General features: G+C 53.2%; 20 protein-coding genes. 7 read left to right on the top strand and 13 right to left on the bottom strand.

Annotated features, from left to right (window positions below):
• Nucleotides 1–144: 144 nt before the first annotated feature.
• Entirely contained in the window at nt 145–489 is a 345-nt protein-coding gene (locus IMCC3135_RS09340) for a transmembrane 220 family protein (RefSeq protein ID WP_157735872.1), read from the bottom strand.
• Nucleotides 490–692: 203 nt separating this feature from the next.
• Here IMCC3135_RS09340 and IMCC3135_RS09330 point away from each other — a divergent pair, with 203 nt between their 5' ends.
• From IMCC3135_RS09330 to IMCC3135_RS09315, 4 genes are read left to right on the top strand one after another with little or no spacing between them, the layout of a single operon-like run.
• The gene (locus IMCC3135_RS09330) at nt 693–1892 is read left to right on the top strand and encodes a 3-dehydroquinate synthase (protein WP_088917361.1); all 1200 of its coding nucleotides are present in this window, start codon (nt 693–695) and stop codon (nt 1890–1892) included.
• 34 nt (nt 1893–1926) lie between these two features.
• Entirely contained in the window at nt 1927–2811 is an 885-nt protein-coding gene (locus IMCC3135_RS09325) for an EboA domain-containing protein (protein WP_088917360.1), read from the top strand.
• Between the two features lie 51 nt (nt 2812–2862).
• Nucleotides 2863–3789, top strand: coding sequence for a TatD family hydrolase (locus IMCC3135_RS09320; protein WP_205737975.1), 927 nt, complete (start codon nt 2863–2865; stop codon nt 3787–3789).
• 8 nt (nt 3790–3797) lie between these two features.
• Nucleotides 3798–4376, top strand: a complete 579-nt coding sequence (locus IMCC3135_RS09315; protein ID WP_088917359.1) for an isopentenyl-diphosphate Delta-isomerase — start codon at nt 3798–3800, stop codon at nt 4374–4376.
• Between the two features lie 99 nt (nt 4377–4475).
• Here IMCC3135_RS09315 and IMCC3135_RS09310 read toward each other — a convergent pair whose 3' ends face one another.
• From IMCC3135_RS09310 to IMCC3135_RS09300, 3 genes are all read right to left on the bottom strand, one after another.
• The gene (locus tag IMCC3135_RS09310; protein WP_088917358.1) at nt 4476–4985 is read right to left on the bottom strand and encodes a c-type cytochrome; all 510 of its coding nucleotides are present in this window, start codon (nt 4983–4985) and stop codon (nt 4476–4478) included.
• A 79-nt stretch (nt 4986–5064) separates the two neighbouring features.
• Complete coding sequence (locus tag IMCC3135_RS09305) at nt 5065–6474, bottom strand: PQQ-dependent sugar dehydrogenase (protein ID WP_088917357.1); 1410 nt, start codon at nt 6472–6474, stop codon at nt 5065–5067.
• Nucleotides 6475–6703: 229 nt separating this feature from the next.
• Nucleotides 6704–8092 carry an alkaline phosphatase family protein gene (locus IMCC3135_RS09300; RefSeq protein ID WP_088917356.1) on the bottom strand — a complete coding sequence of 463 codons (1389 nt, stop codon included), beginning with the start codon at nt 8090–8092 and terminating at the stop codon, nt 6704–6706.
• Nucleotides 8093–8179: 87 nt separating this feature from the next.
• Here IMCC3135_RS09300 and eboE point away from each other — a divergent pair, with 87 nt between their 5' ends.
• Nucleotides 8180–9382 carry a metabolite traffic protein EboE gene (gene eboE / locus IMCC3135_RS09295; RefSeq protein WP_205737974.1) on the top strand — a complete coding sequence of 401 codons (1203 nt, stop codon included), beginning with the start codon at nt 8180–8182 and terminating at the stop codon, nt 9380–9382.
• Nucleotides 9379–10254 carry a UbiA family prenyltransferase gene (locus IMCC3135_RS09290; RefSeq protein WP_088917355.1) on the top strand — a complete coding sequence of 292 codons (876 nt, stop codon included), beginning with the start codon at nt 9379–9381 and terminating at the stop codon, nt 10252–10254. The genes eboE and IMCC3135_RS09290 overlap by 4 nt, the downstream gene beginning before the upstream one ends.
• Nucleotides 10255–10296: 42 nt before the next feature.
• Here the strand turns inward: IMCC3135_RS09290 and IMCC3135_RS33970 are convergent, their stop codons facing one another.
• Nucleotides 10297–10578 carry a hypothetical protein gene (locus IMCC3135_RS33970; protein ID WP_157735871.1) on the bottom strand — a complete coding sequence of 94 codons (282 nt, stop codon included), beginning with the start codon at nt 10576–10578 and terminating at the stop codon, nt 10297–10299.
• A gap of 266 nt (nt 10579–10844) precedes the next feature.
• Nucleotides 10845–11423: a TetR/AcrR family transcriptional regulator gene (locus tag IMCC3135_RS09285; protein ID WP_088917354.1), complete on the bottom strand. Its 579-nt coding sequence runs from the start codon at nt 11421–11423 to the stop codon at nt 10845–10847.
• Between the two features lie 188 nt (nt 11424–11611).
• Between IMCC3135_RS09285 and IMCC3135_RS09280 the strand changes: the two genes are divergently transcribed.
• A complete protein-coding gene (locus tag IMCC3135_RS09280; protein ID WP_157735870.1) occupies nt 11612–11992 on the top strand; it encodes a DM13 domain-containing protein in 381 nt (126 codons plus the stop codon).
• A gap of 53 nt (nt 11993–12045) precedes the next feature.
• Here the strand turns inward: IMCC3135_RS09280 and IMCC3135_RS09275 are convergent, their stop codons facing one another.
• The 7 genes from IMCC3135_RS09275 to IMCC3135_RS09250 all read right to left on the bottom strand — a co-directional run bounded on the left by IMCC3135_RS09275 (nt 12046) and on the right by IMCC3135_RS09250 (nt 19488).
• Nucleotides 12046–13905, bottom strand: a complete 1860-nt coding sequence (locus IMCC3135_RS09275; protein WP_157735869.1) for a hypothetical protein — start codon at nt 13903–13905, stop codon at nt 12046–12048.
• Between the two features lie 80 nt (nt 13906–13985).
• Nucleotides 13986–14705 (bottom strand): ComEA family DNA-binding protein, encoded by a 720-nt coding sequence (locus tag IMCC3135_RS09270; RefSeq protein WP_157735868.1) that lies wholly within the window; start codon nt 14703–14705, stop codon nt 13986–13988.
• Nucleotide 14706: 1 nt separating this feature from the next.
• Nucleotides 14707–15318 carry a PASTA domain-containing protein gene (locus IMCC3135_RS33965; protein WP_157735867.1) on the bottom strand — a complete coding sequence of 204 codons (612 nt, stop codon included), beginning with the start codon at nt 15316–15318 and terminating at the stop codon, nt 14707–14709.
• A 52-nt stretch (nt 15319–15370) separates the two neighbouring features.
• Nucleotides 15371–17398 (bottom strand): LamG-like jellyroll fold domain-containing protein, encoded by a 2028-nt coding sequence (locus IMCC3135_RS09265; protein WP_088917350.1) that lies wholly within the window; start codon nt 17396–17398, stop codon nt 15371–15373.
• Nucleotides 17395–18066 (bottom strand): hypothetical protein, encoded by a 672-nt coding sequence (locus IMCC3135_RS09260; protein ID WP_088917349.1) that lies wholly within the window; start codon nt 18064–18066, stop codon nt 17395–17397. Before IMCC3135_RS09260 ends, IMCC3135_RS09265 begins: the two co-directional genes overlap by 4 nt.
• A complete protein-coding gene (locus IMCC3135_RS09255; protein WP_088917348.1) occupies nt 18059–18958 on the bottom strand; it encodes a coiled-coil domain-containing protein in 900 nt (299 codons plus the stop codon). The genes IMCC3135_RS09260 and IMCC3135_RS09255 overlap by 8 nt, the downstream gene beginning before the upstream one ends.
• Nucleotides 18955–19488, bottom strand: coding sequence for a hypothetical protein (locus tag IMCC3135_RS09250; RefSeq protein ID WP_088917347.1), 534 nt, complete (start codon nt 19486–19488; stop codon nt 18955–18957). Before IMCC3135_RS09250 ends, IMCC3135_RS09255 begins: the two co-directional genes overlap by 4 nt.

The raw sequence follows: 19488 nt of genomic DNA, 5'->3' as shown, positions 1-19488 counted from the left end.
TTAGTTCTGAAGATTGCAGTCGCTATTGTCAGATGGCTTTCATATTTGCAGGACAATACGAAATGCAATGGAGCATTGACACCTGATTTGTCAGCTCCAGATGAGTGACATAAGCATTATTGCCCACAGCAAGACAACCCGAAACTACTGTTGCCGACCGACTACCCAGGTTATCAGCAGGGCCACTGTGGCAACCATCATGCCCATGCCTTCTCGTGCCGTCTCGGTTTCCCACCAGACTTCCGATGCCCACCAGTGTGATGTAGTCGGCCAGAAATAGGCCATACCTGCAACAGCTGCAACCAGCGAGACAAGCATCAGTCTTTTCCCCAGCAACACCTGAAATGAACGATTGTTGAAGAAGGCCAGACCAGCCCAAAGAGCGGGAACTGCGTAAATTGCCATCCACATCGGCCCATCAGGATCGTTGTACTGGACGCCGATGAACAACAGCATCAGGATACAGATAACAAGGTTGATATACTTCAATGTCGTTTCATCCACTATTGATTGCAACAAACTTACAACAAGCAAGACAAATTGTCACAGTTTCACGGCGCACCTCTTGCTGGTAGTCCAAGATATCTATGCCTATTCCATGTTCAAGGCTATGATTAACAACAACCTTCTCTGGCTGCCGGTTACGACACTTTCCGACGGCAAACTCTTCCGACACTTGACAGGCAGTACTGATGACTGAAGAACTCCGACAGGCCCACCCGACCCAGACTTCAACCTCCTGGCAAGAATTCAGTGTGCCCTACCGTTTCCCGGTGTCTTTCACGCAAGATCTGTTCAATCCTGACAACGCCTTGTTTACAGATACCCTGCGCCAGCTGGAACCACAGAAACGCCATCGTTTCGTGGTATTTGTCGATGAAGGTCTGGCAGAAGCACAACCACAACTGATTGCCAGCATAGAACAATACGCCAAGGCTCATAGTCAGCACCTGGAGCTAGCTGGCAAGCCCACGACGGTCCCCGGTGGGGAAACCATCAAGTCTGATTTGCATTTTGTGGAAAAGATGCAGAAGGTAATCGTTGAACATCACATTGATAGACACTCCTACGTCGTGGGCATTGGTGGCGGTGCACTGCTTGATGCTGTTGGACTGGTAGCGGCCACCTCGCATCGCGGTATACGGCATATACGAATCCCCAGCACAGTGCTGTCGCAGAATGATTCGGGAGTCGGTGTCAAGAACGGCGTAAACCTGTTTGGTCAGAAAAATTACATTGGTACCTTCTGTCCGCCATTTGCCGTACTCAATGATTACAAATTCATAGAGCAACTACCCTACAGGGACAAGGTGGCTGGCATGGCTGAGGCCGTCAAGGTTGCACTGATACGAGACCCTCTCTTCTATTGCTGGCTGGAAGAAAACGCTGATCGCCTGGCAACTTTTGACGCTGTCGCCATGCAATACATGATCAGGCGTTGCGCCGAACTGCATATGGCTCAGATCGGCCAGGGCGGAGATCCCTTTGAAACTGGTAGCGCGCGGCCTCTGGATTTTGGACACTGGTCAGCACATCGCCTGGAAACGCTGACTCGTTATCATCTGCGCCACGGAGAGGCGGTCGCCATCGGCATTGCTCTGGATACACGCTACTCTGTATTGAAAGGACTTCTACCCGAAGGCAGCGAGGAGCGTGTCTGTTTTCTGCTGGAACATTTCGGGTTCAAACTATGGCATCCCGCTCTGGAAACAAAAAACAGCGCCGGTAACCTGGAACTCATCCAAGGGTTAACCGATTTCCGCGAACACCTTGGGGGAGAATTGACCATCACACTGTTGACAGCACTGGGTACCGGCATCGAGGTTCACGAAATGGACAATGCACTGGTAACAAATGCTATCCAGTGGCTCAAGCAACGCTACAGCAAATAACTCCCACCGCCTCACTGACACCTCGACGCCAGCAATGAACAAGACCACAGCCACCGGTTTTCTCGATACCATATTGAAAGAACGCCTGCCCGCCGATCAGTACACCTGGCTACTGGAGCGACTGGCTCTGCTGAACAACGAAGACAGCCTGCGCAATATCCACATAACCTACGGCCTCATACCCAGACGCCTGGGTCGACAGGACCTGGCGGCCACCAGCGAAGAAAGTGCAACGGCAGATTCACTCGTCAAGGGCTGGAAACTCTCGGACTGGAGCATCGACATGACTGCCAGAGTCATGCTGCTCTGCACGATTGCTCAACAGACCAATCGCGACTTCGCCAAGCTGTTCAAATCCATGTGTCAGACGGCGGACCTTGGAGAAACCATTTCACTGTACCGGGGAATAGCCCTCTACCCTCAGTCAGAAGAACTGGACAAACAGATTGGCGAAGGCCTGAGAACCAATATGCGTGCAGTATTTGAAGCGATTGCACATAACAACCCCTACCCTGCGACTCATTTCTCTGAGCTACGCTGGAATCACATGGTTCTCAAAGCCTTGTTCGTCGACAGCACTCTGTATCCGATTCAGGGCCTTGAAGAAAGGTGCAACCCGGAGCTGGCTCGCATACTTTGCGATTATGCACATGAACGCTGGTCAGCCAACCGTGCTGTAACGCCGGAGCTATGGCGCTGCGTAGGTCCATTCGCCAGTGACAACATGATCGACGACCTGCAAAGAGCACTGGAATCGGATGTATCGGTGGAACAACAAGGAGCCTTACTCGCCCTGAGTGGCTGCCCGGACCCGCGTGCAGAAAAACTGCTCGAGAATTACCCTGAACAGACACGAAAGGTTGCTAACGGAGAACTGTCGTGGGACTCTGTTGCCAGACAAATCAATCAACTTGCATAACCAGCTCGCCCCGTCCCCGTTGACATCGAGCATTAGTCAGGAAATCAGCAGATGATGTTTATTGACCCGCACGCGCACATGATTTCGCGCGTCACAGACGATTATGAAGCAATGGCCAAAGCGGGTGTTGTCGCTGTCATTGAACCCGCTTTCTGGCTGGGCCAACCACGCACCCATGTCGCCACCTATATCGACTACCTGTCTTCGATCATCGGTTTCGAACGTTTTCGAGCCGGCCAGTTTGGCATTCGACACTACTGCACGATCGGGCTCAACTCCAAGGAAGCCAACAACGAAGAACTGGCTGAGGCGGTCATGGAGATATTGCCGCAGTTTGCGCTGAAAGAAGGCGTTGTAGCCATCGGCGAAATTGGCTATGACGAGCAAACAGAGCTGGAAGACAAGTATTTCAGGGCACAGCTGGAGCTTGCCAAGGAACTGGACCTGCCAGTGATGATTCATACCCCCCACAGAGACAAGAAGCGAGGAACCTCGCGATCCATGGACGTGTGTATCGAACACGGTATGGATCCATCTAAAATCATTGTGGATCACAACAACGAAGAAACGGTGCGCGAAGTACTTGATCGCGGCTTCTGGGCAGCGTTTTCCATCTACCCATCGACCAAGATGGGCAACAGCCGTATGGTCGACATTCTGGCTGAATACGGTGCCGAACGCATCATGGTCGATTCCGCCTGCGACTGGGGAATCTCTGAACCACTGGGTGTTGCCAAGACTGCCGCGCTGGCTCTCGAACGTGGCATACCGGAGGAAAATGTCAGACTGGTCTGTTACCAGAACGCTCTTGATGCCTACGGGCAGAGCGGTCAAATGAAGGAAGAAGACTGGTTGAATCCACCACCTGTCGACCAACGTGGGCTTTACGAAGGTAACTCGGTACTGCGAGGTGGGAGGGAACCGCTCATTGAAGATGATACGGACAAGCGCACACTGAATAACCTCATCATCGAATAGCGGCAATAATGTCCATGTTGAACCCACACGTCATCGATAACAACCTGAATGACCTGATCACGGCAATCAATGTCGATGATGATTCTGCTGCTTATCCCGTCAAAAAGCTGGATGCGCACCTCAACAATATCCGACATGCCGCCATTTCGATATTCGTGTTCAACGGCTCTCGAATGCTGCTGCAGAAACGGGCGGAAACGAAATACCATTCTGGAGGCCTGTGGGCCAACACCGTCTGCTCTCACCCCCGCTGGATGGAGAGCTTTTCAGCCTGTGCGGGCAGACGTCAGGAAGAGGAATTGGGCTGGCAGGTTCCAGTCAGGAAATTTGGTGAAATCTCGTATCAGGCACGAGTCGGGGAATTGTTCGAAAACGAATTCGTGCACTGTTTCTACGGTCAGTTCGACGAAAGTATTGATGTAGAGCAGTACAACCGGGATGAAGTCTGCGAAGTCAAATGGCTGACCATTCCTGAAGCCATTCTGCAGATCGAGCAATACCCGGAAAACTATACCCAGTGGTTCAAGATCTACATGACCAAACACCGGCAGATGATCGATGCACTACTTTATGGTGATATGAACTGAAAGGCTCTAAGTCTTACGCAAAGACAGCGCACTTGCTACAAGCGCGCTGTCACGATTCAAACAAATTCGTCAAGATGACCTGCTATTCAGGTCTTCCTGTCATTGCGCTCGAAATGTCTCGATAAAGGCCAGAACTTCCAGAATACCGTCCTGGTCCATTCGAAGTCCAAATGCCTGCATGGCTCCCGCACCGCCACCATAGACAACTTCGAAACGCCCCAATTCTGTGTCAGTTCTGGATCGAGTCCAGGTGTCGTCTGTCAGATTGGGACCGATACGCCCTTTCCCATCCTTCAAATGACAAGCCTGACACTGCTTCTTGTAAAGCTTTTCACCAGCAGCAATACGCTCGGCATTTCCGGAATAGGGATTTTCACCTGTTTCATGAAACTCGAGCACCGCAGGAGTCAGGACCTGTTCAGGCCGCATGTTCATGTCCAGTGGCTTGTTGGTCAGGGCATGCAGGAATTCCAGAGCTCCTGATTCCTGTACTTGTTCAGTATCAGGTGACTTCTCAACTGCGTCTGATGATTTCGCTGGCTCAGCAGCATCGATAGCAGGTACTGCCAACATCAAACAGATTGGCAGCAGGTGACGAAACTTACTCATAGTTCAACAATTATCCGTGTATTTTTTGAAGTCACCGAGGCGTGCTGCCCCGGCGACCAGTCAGACCTCTGGCAATTGACTATTGCACTGAGTCAGCGACAACTGCACCCTCGGGTACATCAGCAACCGGCATGATGCGCCACAGGGCTCCGGGAGGGTTGGTATCCGGGCCTTGGTCAGCCAGATAGAAGTTATTGGCGTTGACCACCATTACCATTCCCTCTTCGTCATAACCGCCCGCTGTGAACTGCATGGTTGTCTGCATCATGTCCTGCAGCTGCCAGTTCTCACCATCGTGACCAACTCCAAAGACACGACCCGAGCACCAGTCTCCCACCATGTAGACACCTTCCATGCCGCCATAGTTGACGACACCAAAACCCTGAATGGAACAACCACCGCTAGCATCTTCGGGTGCACCGGGAAAAGGTGCTGAGTGAGGATATTGAGCAACAGGCAATGAACCGACAACAGCGCAATCGGACTCAGCAGGGTCCCCTGTCATCGGATGGCAATAGGAGGCTTCCATACGCGGCCAGCCGTAGTTCATACCGCCATTACCCGCTTTTTCGAAGATTACTTCTTCCCAGTGATTCTGTCCGACATCTGCGATGAACAGATCACCGGTCTTCTGGTCGAAGGAAAACTCATAGGGGTTTCGCACGCCATAAGACCAGATCTCTGGACGAGAACGCGTCTTGATCTTTGAGAACTGCTCTTCAGTGATACCAAACAAGGACATCAAGCGTTCACTGGAGGCACTGGCAAACGGGTTGTCTGCCGGAATCTTGTATGGAACCAGATCATCATCCGTATTCACATCAATGCGTAGAATCTTGGCCAGCAATGTCGACAGATCCTGACCCGCTTCGTAGGGATCCCCCTCCCAGCCGCCGTCACCAGAACCAATATACAACATGCCATCCGGGCCGAATTCTATTTGACCACCGTTGTGGTTGTACCAAGGTTGCTCTATTCGCATGATGACCTTGGCTGTCCCATTGGCACGATCAGCATCCACGACATCGGGGCTTTCAGGGTCAACAGTAAAACGTACGATCATACCGTCGCCGTTGAATGGCAGAGAAGCATAGTGAACGTAGAAATAACCGTTACTTGCAAAGTCAGGATGAAAGGCGACTGAATACAAGCCCTGCTCGACAAAGCCAGTCTGGACATCACTACCCAGTGGATTGATGGAGGTCAGATCAAGAAATGGCTCGTCGTTGACAGCCCCATCCTTACCAACGATCTGGATACGTCCAGCTCGTTCAACAACAAAGATACGACCCGTACCGTCACCGGCATTGGCGACATTGACCGGGTCCAGAAAGCCTGTGGCTACCTGAACAAATGCAATTTGTGGGTTACCGGGAAGTGTTCCACCGGGTTGAGCAACATCATCGATACTTGTAGGGACCTCTTTGGCGAATGCCGCCGACGTAGTCAGTAGCGCGGCACAGGCCATGGCGACAGGTAATCGTTTCATCCTCTTCTTCTCGTGGTGTGAATCGAACCATCGAGGCTACCACTGGCAGTTTGGTACGACAAACAAAATCGAGAAAATAATCACACTCAGCGACATTTTGTCTCAAACACCCGTATTGCACTGCAATACGAGTAATTAACAAAAGAGCGACCTACTCAAGTCTCAATACATAGATCTCTCAACAATTCAGTTTATTCAAGTACTACACTTTGTTTGGTGCGACCATATTTTACTTCTGTGCGAAAATATGTTGCAAGACCAGCTCCTTGAAATCCACTGAATTCACCTCGCCATCAGGCAGTAGATGCGAATTTGAACTGATCACCAACGGCCCATGCTCCGGGTCATCGGTTGGTCGGCCATGCGATCCTTTGACCAGTGTCGTCTCCTTCAGAGAGATCACATCCAGCAAGGTCCGGAAACCCAGCTTCTTCCTTGCCAGGCGAGAGATGATCGCCGCCTTGGGAGACTTGATTTCAGGGTCTACGAACAGCTCGACAGGGTCGTAGCCCGGCTTGCGATGAATGTCGACGGTACGTGCGTAGTCCGGTGCGCACTCGTCATCCAGCCAGTAGTAGTAGCTGAACCAACGGTCTGCCTTCGAGATCGCAACCAGCTCACCTGAACGTTCGTGGTCCAGCCCCCATGCTTTCTTCCCCTCCTCATCCAGAACATGCTCGATACCATCCAGGCTTTCAAGCAGTGCTTTGGTTTTCTCCAGCACATCCGGATTATTGACATACACATGTGCGATCTGATGATCAGCGACGGCAAAGGCGTCGGATGCACCTGCATCGAACTGCTCTCGCCCCTTCTCATTACGCACCCTTACCAGCCCCGCTCGCCGCAACTCACGATTGATGTGCACAGCATCTGTTACGGGGGTGATTCCGTATTCGGACACCACGATGATGTTCTGATTCTGCTTGTCCGCCGTCTCGATCAACTCGCCGCACAGGGCATCGACCTCCGTCAGATCCTTCTGGATCAGAGGATGATCAAGATCCGGCCCCAATCGCTGCAGGTTGTAATCCAGATGAGGCAGATAAGTCAGTGTCAGAGTCGGACTGCGCGTATCCATGACATGCCGCGTCGCATCGCTGATCCATTTACTTGACGTTATATCTGCAGCCGGCCCCCAGAACTTGAACAGTGGAAATTGCCCGAACTTCTCATCCAGCTCATCATGTAACTCAGGGGGATAGGCGTAATGATCAGGAATCTTGCGCCCATCGGCCGGATACATCGGACGTGGAGTCGCGCTCCAGTCTGCCGTGGAGTACATGTTGTACCACCAGAACATCTTCGCGCAGGTAAAGTCACTGTCTCTCTGACGAGCGGTATCCCAGATCTTGTCACCTTCGACCAGCTTGTTTGACTGACGCCAGAGCCAGACTTCGGAAAGATCACGAAAATACCACCCATTGCCAACGATACCGTGCTCTGCAGGCAGCTTGCCAGTGACCAGCGTGCTCTGCGCTGAACAGGTAACCGCCGGGGTCACAGCCTTGAGTGACCTCAGGCCACCGCGCTTTGCAAGCGCCGAAAGATGGGGTGTGTGCTCGCCAACGAGGCCAGGACTCAAACCAACAACCAATATCACTAGTGTCTTGTTCATGGCAGGATAATACTCAAGTGATGGTTTTATTCCAATAGTATTTATGTTCTAGTTGTCTACCCCATCGACGCTGGAACTGAACCTTCTGTGAAACTCGTTCACTCATCAGGCAGCCTGAGCCATCTCAGTTATTGCTCGAACATTCATGCTGGTGAAAGCTGGCAGGCAGTGCGAGAGAATCTGCAACGCTACATTCCGGGTATCAGGGATGCACTGGTGCCGGGTGAAGAATTCGGGATCGGTCTGAGACTCTCAGCGGCAGCTGTCAATGATCTGGCTCAGGCCGAAGCTCTGCAGGAATTCCGTCAGTTTCTCGCTCAGAACAATCTTTATGTTTTCACCATCAACGGCTTCCCCTACGGCCCCTTCCACGGCACGCGAGTGAAAGAAGACGTCTATCTACCTGATTGGATGGATGAAGAAAGACTGCGTTATACCAACCAGCTGGCCGATGTCTTTGCAAGCATTCTGCCTGACGAGCAAAATGGCAGTATCAGCACGGTACCCGGTGCCTTCAAGGAGCGGGTTGCCGGTTCCGATGATATTCGACAGATGGCAGACAACATGGTCAGACACGCCGCTCACCTTGCGCAGCTGCATCAGAACACAGGCAAATTCATTACTCTGGCACTGGAGCCCGAGCCTTGCTGCTTCCTGGAAACCATTGATGAGAGCGTTCATTTTTTCAGCCAGGAGCTTTTCGGTGATGCATCAACTGATTTGATGGCAAGCCTGACGCATACCGACGTGGACAGCGCTCGCGAGCTGCTACGCAAACACCTGACTCTGTGCCTTGACTTGTGCCATGCAGCTGTAGAGTTTGAAGATCCCGATGAATGCCTGGCCAAACTTGAAGCTGCGGGCATTACTGTGGGAAAACTGCAAATCAGCTCCGGTCTTCGACTAAAGGATGTCAGCGCCTCGACAGTGGACAGCCTTGAGCCATTTATCGACAAAGTCTATCTGCATCAGGTGGTCGAGCGCCATAATGGCACCCTCAACCGCTTTACCGACTTGCCCGAAGCCATCGAACATCTGGGTAACAGTCAGGAAAGTCGGGAATGGCGAGTACATTTTCATGTTCCGATTTTTCTTGAAGAGCTCGCAGATTTTTCATCCACACAGTCATTTGTTGCAGCCATGCTAAGCCGGCACAAGAAAAAGCCGATCAGTGATCACCTTGAAGTCGAGACCTACACCTGGGACGTACTTCCAGCTGAATTGCGTACCCAATCCGTTGACCAGGCGATTGTTCGCGAGATGCGCTGGGTTCTGGAGGCCTTGTCTTGAGCTGGACGGCAAAAACTGCTTTTGAACTCGGTCGCGTATCCAATCTGCCGACCGCCTGGACCAACACAGCAGCCGGCATGTTGCTGTCAGGTGCTGCTATGGCTGACTGGCGCTTTCCCGTGCTGCTGCTTGCCATGACATCGGCCTATACCGGAGGTATGTTTCTGAATGATGCTTTTGATGCCGAGATAGATTCACGACAACGCCCCGAACGCCCGATCCCCTCAGGCAGTGTAAGCAAGAGCAGCGTGTTTCTGTCAGGCTTCTCCATGCTTGCAGTATCTGTCTTCCTGGTAGCTATATGTGCACTTTCGACAAATGGGGGTGGTTGGAAAGCAGTAATGGCGTCTATTGCCTTGTGTGCAACGATCACGCTCTATAACGCATGGCACAAAGGAAATACTCTGGGCCCTGTCATCATGGGGGCTTGTCGCCTACTGGTGTATATCACTGCGGGCTTGAGCTATACCAGCACTCCTGACTCTCTGCTCTACCTTGGAGCTGCAATATCCTTGTGTTATCTGATCGGACTGACCTACACGGCAAAGCAGGAAAGTCTGGGTGAGGTTCGGAACATGTGGCCCCTGCTGTTTCTGCTTACCCCAATCATATTCGGACTCTATGGCTTGTCGGCAGACAAGCTGGTCTTTCTGCCATTGCTGCTACTCGTCGCCTGGCTTCTTGTGGTCATGCGATTTCTCAGACGCAGAGGTCCGGGAGATATACCGCGGGCCGTCGTTAGCATGATCGCGGGAATCTCACTGATGGATGCTGTGTTCATTGCCACCACCGGCAGTCTGGCATGGGTCGTATTCTGCATCGCCGGGTTTCTTGCAACGATAGTTCTGCAAAAATGGATTTCAGGGACCTAAGTCAGGTCAGATGCCTCTAAGGAGTTCGTAACCTGGAATCTGTCAGGGGTTGCTTTCGACAAGGACATTCCTTGTCGGAGCAGAGGCAGACAAAGACTCAGGCGCATCTGCGGCAAATACCGACAACTGAGAAATGACGGCTTGAGGCAGACCGCCCTTGTAGAGAAAAAAACCAATCGCGATGGCTACCGCGCAAACCGATGCCACACAATACCGACAACGTTTAGACGTTCTCTCTTCTGGATACCTTTTATTGACGTCACGGCGGTATTGAAACAATACCAACGGTAGTGAAAGCCAAAGCTTCAGGTTTTCAAATTTCATGAACAAGCCTGGGTAAAATCGTGAGTGCGTAAAGCATTGGATACATTTTCAGTGAGCTTCTCCAACGAAACTCGGGATGCGATTTACAGACAGTATGGACTTTGAATCGAGGCAAAGATTCCAGTTTCAAAGCCAATTGATGATAGTTCACGATTCACCTGAGAATAGTGTATATCACATCGCAACTCACCGGCATTTTCTCCTTGGTGACTGCCTGCCCTCCATGTTAGTTCGAGAACCTCAGCCTCAAGTAATATCCCTGACAATCAAGCAGTTACCACTTCGACGGAGGCATCTGAAATTCGTCGCAAAGAGGCGATAGTCATTCCGGTTCTGGCCATGACGTTGAAACCGATATAGCTGGAGGTCAGTTGTTCGGCAATATTTTTCGGGTATTTGATCGTGTTAGCTGTGGGGTAGCTTTTCTGAAGTGAATGCAGGAATGCTTTGGATAGAGTGGCTATGTATTTTTTCACAATGATGGCCACCTCTGGGTCCGCAGGGGCAACTTCCACTGCCGCATTGCACATGAAGCAACCCCATCGTGCCTGATCGTCTTTCATGCTTTTAAAGGCGCCTTCGTAAAGTTGTTGTACCGCAGTTGGCGTATTGTCTGCTTGCTGTATCAGCTCAACAGCGGCACCGTAATGCTGCTGCCCATAAAGCTCCAGCGCTTCCAGGTACAAGGCACGCTTGTCGCCGAACGCGTTGTAGATGCTACCTCTGTTCAAATTGGTGATTCGGCCAACGTCGTCCATGGAAATGTCGTTATAGCCATTTTCCCAAAACGCCAACTTCATCCTGTTAAGGATGTCTTCTCGATCAAATTTTCTAGGTCTAGCCATGATTGATCAGTTGCTCGCAGTGAAAATTCATAAATGGGAACCACATCTCTGCCTCTTTCAAACAGTTATTGACTGATCAGTCATTTATGGCTATATTGTTATTGACTGTTCGGTCAATTACTACACCAAACAGACCAACAGAGTACTTCTTAGCGACAATTATATGTCACAACATGAGCAAGCCTAGAATGAAAAGCAAATATTTACCCGTCCTCCTGATTGCCCTGCCACTGCTGTTTGCATCGTTGCAAGTTCAATCGCAAGACGTATCTGCAACTGGTACTTTTTCGGGTGACAACAAGCACGTTACGACAGGCCAGGTAAGCTTGGTGAAAACCGACGAAGGTATGAGCATTGTTCTGGGAGCAGACTTCTCGCTGGACAACGCACCTTACCCATCTGTGGGCTTGGGTAAGGATGGGGAATTTTTGCTAGACATCGCAAAATTGAAGTCATTGTCGGGCGAGCAAACCTATCTGTTACCCGCCTCTGTCAACATCAGTGATTTCAACGAAATCTATATCTGGTGCGAAAAATTCAGCGTATCGCTGGGTTCAGCTAAACTGTAGTTCTATCCTTGGTTAGTCGGACAGGGCTTGTAGGGTATTTATGATCAGGCGAGCTAATTTTTCTTCCTGGCGCGTGGTTGAGCTTCGATGTGTGATCTCGCCTGATCAAGTAAAGTCCAGAGATCCGCGCGCATTGTCGCCTCGCTCATCCGATGACTGTATTCCGCACACTTCAGATCGACGGTCAATTCTTCAGCCTTGGTGGGACGCACTACCGAGCTATTTTGCCCAGGGTTCAGGACTCGCAGCCTGCCTGCAAGACGAAGCCATTCGAGCTCCTCGCCCGCCGATTTAATGTCCGATTCGTATGCCGGGCAATTAAGCTCCGAGACAACACCCACAAGATGTTCGGCGAACGCCTTCCACTTAGAATTATCCTTATTACTAATCGTGAGTTGACGCAGTTCGAAGATTGGAGCAGAAACCGGCGTATTGGATTCGGGTCCGGGAATTTGATCGACCTTGGCTCCAAGTTCGCCCATTCCTCGAAACAGATCTTTCGGCAGCTCGTTCGCAAGTTTGCTCTGATATTGTGGAGTCAAGATGTCAACCGGGCCTGACAACTTGAATAGCTCCTTCAGCCATTGTTTGGGGGTCATTTGCAGCTCGTGAACATCAAGATCGGAAGGGTCCGCGATAGCAAGTTGATTCGGGTGTACGGTACGCCCGAACGGACTTATGAAAAGCCTGGTGTCGCCTGACGCCATGACACTTAGCAACAGCTCTCGATAGGCTTTCAATAGTCGGCGGGAGCTACTACCTGTTCCGAGCCTGGTGAATTCCGGACACAATTTGAGCATCGTCGCGAAATCTGTTCTGGCCAGAACGAGGAAGAGCTGCTTTGGACTCAGCACTTTCACCCTGTGCTGCTGAGGAACAAGGTGTTGAGCTGTTGCCACGTAGGTGAGAATCAAGAAGGCGAGTCCCTCGAATTGAGGAGAAATCAACCAGCGCTGAGGCTGAGCAATCGCTGCCTTGCGCAGCTCATGCAACTGGTCCAGCACTGTCTTGCGCACCCGATCATGCAAGAACCCCCTGCCCGGCAGTGGAAAATCCGGGACATCCTGTAGTCGTCCGGAAATACTGGAAAACAGCCATGGTATTGCGCTCAGGTGAATGCCTGTCGTGACGTGGAACATTCCCGGAATCTCCTTACCCTCAAGACCCGAGGCCTTGAAGCGCACTTCAAGCCCGGAACTGCTTCCATCCTTCAAGACTACCTTGTGCAGATCGTAGGACGGAGGCACCACCGACCGAGCAGGTCGCCACGCGCGACTTCGTATCGATGTGCTCTTCTGGAGCGACAGCAAGCGAGTATGAAGATCACCCACATACTTTGCCATCGCTGCGACTGTCTTGACGGGATCGAGCGGCTGCCGAGGCGGATCACTGACAAGCTCAATATGCCCGCCGTCTGACTGTACGCTGAATCCTTGGGCCCGCTGCTGCGGGTGTTGTTCCATCATGCACTTGATGAGGAGGCGCATGACAGCGTCACCAGGGCCTGTTTTATGTCGCCCTTCCAGTTCGAAATCGCCACATTCGATCTCAAACCCGATGTTGATAGCTTGAGGTGGAGTCTTTCGATCAAGATCGAGGCCAGCTGCACCGAACGCAGCCTCTGGCTTGGGTCCAGCACCCTGAACTTGAATCAACGGTCCAAAAACCGGCTTGACTAGCACGAGCGTGATGGCCTCCTTCAGTGCCTGTAAGTCCTCCGGATTCACCTGGCCAAGCCATTCCCGTTGCTTGCTACGAAGCTCTTTCACTAGTCGGCTCGCCACCGCGCGCCGTTCGTCGACGAAGTGCGGTGCAACGTTAACCAGAGGCCCGTTCCAATCGTGGGCAACCGTCAGAATCGAGACCGTTCCCTGACCTGTAATCAGCGAATTGGCTTTAGCAATGAATTCCACAAGTTGCAGACGTCGCTCCTTGGCCTCCTCTCTGACTCGCCTTCCTTGTCGCTTGGTTCGAAGCACAAGGGCATCCCGCGTCAAACTCGGGACGAGGGTCGGATACCCTCTATGATCTGATCGTCGATGCCCTTGATATCCTCAAGCTCATCAAGCGAGTCAAACGGGCGGGCATCGACAATACGACCAGCTAACGCCTTACCAATTCCTTCGAGTGTGATGAGCTCTGACTGGTCAGCCGCATTGAGGTCAACAAGACCGTTGGGGCCCTGCGCAACGACAGGGTCTGGTCGAGCATATTGGGCGTTAATACGCTCCTCTAGCGCAGGCGGTGGAGGAATCGGCACCAACTTGGTACGAACTGAAGACGCAAGATCAGCTCGATAGTTGTAAGTCGATGAGAAGTTGGCATCTACCGGTTTCGCGGTGACACCAAGAGTACCGCTGCTGTATTTTTGACCGGTCCGTCCACCATCCCACCGGGTTCGCCGCAACGAGATCGACAACTTCATATCGATGACTGTGTCGACGAACTGGTAAAAAGTCGGCACGAAGCCAAGCTCAACCATGGACACGTATCTGGGCTCAAGCTGACCGGCGTTGACTTCTCGACCGAAGGGGACCATGGCCGACGCCGCTTCGCCATCCGTCGTGGCTCCAGCCAAGGCAGCCGCTGCCACGATACTTGACCGGTCAAGTTCAAACTGGGCGTGGGCGATGGCCAACGCAACACTGTGAATAACCTCCGCCATTGAGGTATGGTTCAAATCGATGTCACCGATGCCAATGGGGTTTGCCATCTCAACTAGCTCCGGGAGCGTTTGCGGTTCGGGTCTTGATCGTGAGGACATCATCGGGACCGAGCATTGATCCGGCGGACGGGCTAGTCGAATCCACCTCACCTTCCGCGTCATCATCAAGATTGTGACGAATTCCGAGACGGTCCAGAATCTGCGCAGCTTCGGTCGAAGCTCTGCCATCAAGGTGTGGCACCACCCGTATTTCCTCGGCCTGCGCTGTTGGCGGAACGGGCACGATCTTGAACGTCACCTTGCTGGCCGCCTGCAGATTAAAGCTGTACTTGTTTGCGTAGTTGGCGTCCACTGGCGTGGCGTGGAGGCGCACCCCGGTATCCGACCGATGCTGAACCCCGTCGCCACCGGCAACGCTTAACGTCACCATCAACTCTGCAGTGGCTTCCGGTATCTTGTACCAGGTCGGTTGATATCCGATCGCCCTGAGGTGGGCCTGTGTGTCGTCATCAAGGTCGCTGTAGATTCGAGCGATCTGTTCGATTGTCGATCGGTCCAGAGCTTGTTGCGCATCGGCGACACCTCGCCCAACCGCTCCGATCAGCTCACCCAGCGCAGCAGGAACGTCGTCTAGCAGTTGCGGGAGTGTTTGGTCATCCATGGTACTGCCCTCGACTCGTTGATTAATTGGTGGGAGTGAAAACGGCGTTTCATCATGTGCTCGACGTTGCAAGTCGGCCGACAAAGATCGTGACGGTCGATTGCGGCGACACGTCGGTTCCAGCCTGGGGAAGCTGATCGACAACACGACGCGCCTGCGACTTCCTGTCTTCAGAAAGCGCTTCCAGCATGACCTCTGTGAGCAGGCCGACCTCTGAGAGCTTGCGCCTGGCCAACACCTGCGTGTAGCCAGACACGTCAGGAACCTTGACAAGAACAGGTTCGGCCTGGCCGATGTCAGTCGATGAAAAGTCCAGGCGCAGGTGGCTGAGTTCACCGCCTGACAAATCAACCAACTCTTTACGATCGGGGATAATCACCGTCTCGCCGCCAGCTGCAGGAATTACCCGCAAATCCATTGTGACATCTCGAAGACGATAGACACCACCCCCCTGATTTACCGCGACTCTAGCCGCCTCGATCTGGGCCCTGGTCTGGTTGATCAAACTCTGAAGCGTGGTCTCGCCGGGCTCCAATTCTCTATCGGGCGATGTGATCTCATCGGGCTGAGCATTTTGAAGCTCTGCAACCTGAGTACGGAGCTCTTGCACCTCTGATTGCGCCTGACGGCCCTTTTCAGCCAACTCCTCAAGCTCGTCCATTTCGCCCAGGAGGATCTCAGCGCGTTCAACTCGTCTGAGAAGCTCTATTCGTTCGGTCCGGAGATTCTCAAGCTGCTCCGTTTCGGTTGGTTCATTCGTTTCGGGGTCTGCATCGGCGATGGCTTCAAGCGGCGGAGCCCGCCGTACACTGGCCAGGGGGTTGTCCACCGGGTGGGAAGTCTCGGATACCAGATCACGCACACTGCCCGTCGGCCAATCATCGAGAGGCAGAACGGCAACGAGGCCCGGCTCATTTCCCCCAGCTCGAGTGAAGAGCTGCGACCAGATCTGGGCATCGGTTCTGGCTGTCTTCCAGATACGGGCCTCAGCCAGCGCCCCCTGGAATGCTCGTGCCGGCCAATTGCGATTCCGGCCGACGGTAACAGGCCTCTCGTAGTGCGCAAGTTCTCCCGTAACGCTCAGTCTGCTCACGACGATACCGTTGATAACCAGGCGAATCTGTGATTTGTCGTAAACGCCGGCCACATGAAACCATCCGGGCGTCGGGTCTGCACTCCAGCCAACAGTCAGGTGCTCGCCGTTGATCGTGATCAAGAATTCGGCCATCCCAGCTGCGGCTCGAAGCTCCCAACCGGTCGGGGCACCGTGCTGGCTCAGTACCGGAGAATTGTAGAGTTCATCTGGCTTCTGATCTCCAAAAACCCACACCTCGGCAGTAAAGATATCCAGACCTATAAGGTCGCGATTCTCATCAAGCGTGACCGAGGATTCCCCCTTGAGTAATCCTTGCGTTACCGCGTCTCGGTCAAGATCCACCGGAACAGAATCGTCCTCGATGAAGCCGAATTCGGTGGACGGTACCACCACTCCGGATTGCATCGGACTTTCAAACCGGTTTTCACTATCCAACGGCCAGTAAGCGGCAATCCCCCTGTCCCGACTATCCCACCGGGAGAACATCTGCTCGCGAATTTTGCCATCACTACGCGGACCGGGCCAGAACCGTAGCTCCGTGATGTCAAACCCTCCGCTCACCGAGCCCAGGGCCAGAGGTCCGGGTCCGAGGAAGAGATCGGCTTTGACCTGCCCTTTCATTTCAAAGTTACTGGAGACATCGATGACGCCATTGATCAGGAGTTGGCCGCCATTGGGACCATCACCACTTCCGTCATACCGGTAAGCCAGATGAAACCAGTGTCCTGCTGTCACCGGTTTACGAGCGTTGAGATAGTTGGACTCGTGCCCCACCCACGGCTTGCCGTCGCTTCCTATCAGCAGGTTGAACGAGTCCGGGTACGTAAAGTTCGTGCTGCCAAGCAAATGGATTGAGTTGGACTTGAGCTCATCCAGCCTGACCCACATCTCAATCGTGAATCCCTGCGTGCCAAACCCCAGCCGAGGAGCCGAGCCGAGAGTCACCCACTGATTGTCATCACCAATGTGGAGAGCTCCGCTCACGATGCACCACCCTTGAACACGATGGTCTCCGTCTTTCCAAGCGCGTCGATCACGATGGCAATCCTCTTCTCAAAGTCTTTTTCGGCAGCCTCAACCTCGGTAACGGCAACGCCTTCTGCATTGGTTCTGACCACACCAGCCATAGGCCGGGACTCTTCCGATGCGGGCAGAGTATTGAGTCGATTGGTCAGATCCCGGTCCACGTTGAAGTGCACTGGCACGTCAGCAAGTGGCTCTCCGCTGACTGATGACACCCGCACCGCCAGACCCAGCACACTTGTTCGTCCGGGCCGTGTCATCGTGACAGTCAGCACCGGTGGCGGATTACCCCCACGGCTGGGCACCGCCACAAATCGACCTTTGATGGTGCTTGCCGCCAACGACTTGCTGGCGTCACTTGACGAGCCGCTCAATACGGTACCTCGCAGGACTTTAGCGCCTGCCGTTGCGCCACCTGCCGCATCGATAACAGACGATTGACGAAGCTCCAACGACATCTTCAGCTCGAATTCCATCTCCGGGATCTGATAGGTGACAGGAAACTCTCCCGTGGGTCCCGGTGCTGAGAGTTGGGAAAGCTGGCGCTGAGCCTGCTGCAGACTCCACGCAAGGCTGAGAAGATACTCATCTACCGAGCCGGTCAATAACTCTTCGGTTTTATCAGCCACAGTTGCTCCTACGACGGTCGAGTGCGGCTTCGTCTTGTTTCGCCTCTCGGCGTTGTTCGATCAATCGGGCCCGAGCAGCATCCCGCCGGGCTTCGTCTCTGTGTGCGTCTCGTCGCCTCTCAACGCTTGCTGATGTCTGCTGTTTATCGATCAGCTCACGGCGACGGTTGATGTCACGTTCCTTGCTGCGACGCGACACCAGCGTTGCCCGAGCACGTTCACCGGTCTCAGCCATATGAGCCTGTTCCAAACGTCGCTTGCGCTGGACGGCCAGCAAAGAACGATTCGTGGCTTCGCGCGCAGTAGTTTCCCGACGTTCACCCTCAGTTGTTGCAGCTCGCATCTCGACCACGTGTTTCACAGCCTTGGCCCGCTCCAGATGCTCTTGTTGTTCCTGCTCTCTGCCAGCACTGATCGCGGCCAGCCTGGTGTGCTGGCGCATATTTTCTCGCCTGCTCTCGAGACGCTGTTTGATCGTCGCCTCTTCCAAAGCGGCCTTCTTCTGAAGACTCGCGCCCTCGTCGTGTCGAGCCAGACGACGATCCTCTATACGAGACTCAACGGTGTGTGTCTTGATGGGAAATCGCGCCGCGTCCCTTTTATCAATTTCCTCTGCAGAACTTTCGCCGGCCAGATTGCGCATCTTTGCTTCGAGCGCCTGATATTCTCTCAGCAGTTCATTGAGCTCGCCCGGTAGGTTCAAATCATCGAGCCGCATTCCGGCCGGGGCCATAATCCCACCTGCCGATACCGAAGGCGCGACAGAAAGAGCAGGAGGTGCCGGTTCAATTGGTACCGCGCAGGGGTCCGTGGTACTTGAATTACCACCAATTTCGACAGGCTCGTCAGCCAGATCCTGCCAGGTCCGATACTGGTGCCCAGTCTGGGTCATTCTTCCTCCCTGGACGCCAGTAGCGCTCGGATGCGCTCTTCCAGAACGGTGGGAGGTGGAACCGGGACCAGCTTCGTACGGATAAGACTCGACCCTTCTGCTGAGTAGCTATACTTCGACGCATAACTTGCGCTGACCGATGTGGCCGTTGCCTTCGCGGTGCCACCGAAGCCGAAGAAGACTCCACCGGCAGAGACCGACTTGGTCGAACTCGCTGTCTTGAACTCCTGAGAGCTCGTCATGTTGATCGAGACTTTGACCTCAATCACCGTATCAACGAACTGATAGAAACTCGGGGTGAACCCAAGCTCAAGCAGACTCAGACCCTTTTGGTCGCCAAAGTCGACAGTGACTGCAATCTTTTTCTCTGGATCATCAGGGTCAGGCACGACCTCTTCGCCCGCCATCATCTGCGCGATCTCGACGCCGACCAAGTCCAACTCATACTGGGCCTCAGCGATCGACAGTGCCAGCGAAGTGACCATCTCGCCGAACGGTACGTCAAGTAGTTGCTGTCCTATGCTGGCCAT

Origin of the sequence: Granulosicoccus antarcticus IMCC3135, from assembly GCF_002215215.1 — a bacterium.
Classification (GTDB): Bacteria; Pseudomonadota; Gammaproteobacteria; order Granulosicoccales; family Granulosicoccaceae; genus Granulosicoccus; species Granulosicoccus antarcticus.
This window is presented reverse-complemented; position numbering and strand designations above follow the sequence as displayed.

What these genes read in the sequence shown, in the direction of transcription:
- IMCC3135_RS09330 (WP_088917361.1), top strand. Translation starts at nt 693, where the DNA reads ATGACTGAAGAACTCCGACAGGCCCACCCGACCCAGACTTCAACCTCC.
- IMCC3135_RS09325 (WP_088917360.1), top strand. Translation starts at nt 1,927, where the DNA reads ATGAACAAGACCACAGCCACCGGTTTTCTCGATACCATATTGAAAGAA.
- IMCC3135_RS09320 (WP_205737975.1), top strand. Translation starts at nt 2,863, where the DNA reads ATGATGTTTATTGACCCGCACGCGCACATGATTTCGCGCGTCACAGAC.
- IMCC3135_RS09315 (WP_088917359.1), top strand. Translation starts at nt 3,798, where the DNA reads ATGTCCATGTTGAACCCACACGTCATCGATAACAACCTGAATGACCTG.
- IMCC3135_RS09310 (WP_088917358.1), bottom strand. Translation starts at nt 4,985, where the DNA reads ATGAGTAAGTTTCGTCACCTGCTGCCAATCTGTTTGATGTTGGCAGTA.
- IMCC3135_RS09305 (WP_088917357.1), bottom strand. Translation starts at nt 6,474, where the DNA reads ATGAAACGATTACCTGTCGCCATGGCCTGTGCCGCGCTACTGACTACG.
- IMCC3135_RS09300 (WP_088917356.1), bottom strand. Translation starts at nt 8,092, where the DNA reads ATGAACAAGACACTAGTGATATTGGTTGTTGGTTTGAGTCCTGGCCTC.
- IMCC3135_RS33970 (WP_157735871.1), bottom strand. Translation starts at nt 10,578, where the DNA reads ATGAAATTTGAAAACCTGAAGCTTTGGCTTTCACTACCGTTGGTATTG.
- IMCC3135_RS09285 (WP_088917354.1), bottom strand. Translation starts at nt 11,423, where the DNA reads ATGGCTAGACCTAGAAAATTTGATCGAGAAGACATCCTTAACAGGATG.
- IMCC3135_RS09280 (WP_157735870.1), top strand. Translation starts at nt 11,612, where the DNA reads ATGAAAAGCAAATATTTACCCGTCCTCCTGATTGCCCTGCCACTGCTG.
- IMCC3135_RS09270 (WP_157735868.1), bottom strand. Translation starts at nt 14,705, where the DNA reads ATGGCAAACCCCATTGGCATCGGTGACATCGATTTGAACCATACCTCA.
- IMCC3135_RS33965 (WP_157735867.1), bottom strand. Translation starts at nt 15,318, where the DNA reads ATGGATGACCAAACACTCCCGCAACTGCTAGACGACGTTCCTGCTGCG.
- IMCC3135_RS09255 (WP_088917348.1), bottom strand. Translation starts at nt 18,958, where the DNA reads ATGACCCAGACTGGGCACCAGTATCGGACCTGGCAGGATCTGGCTGAC.
- IMCC3135_RS09250 (WP_088917347.1), bottom strand. Translation starts at nt 19,488, where the DNA reads ATGGCCAGCATAGGACAGCAACTACTTGACGTACCGTTCGGCGAGATG.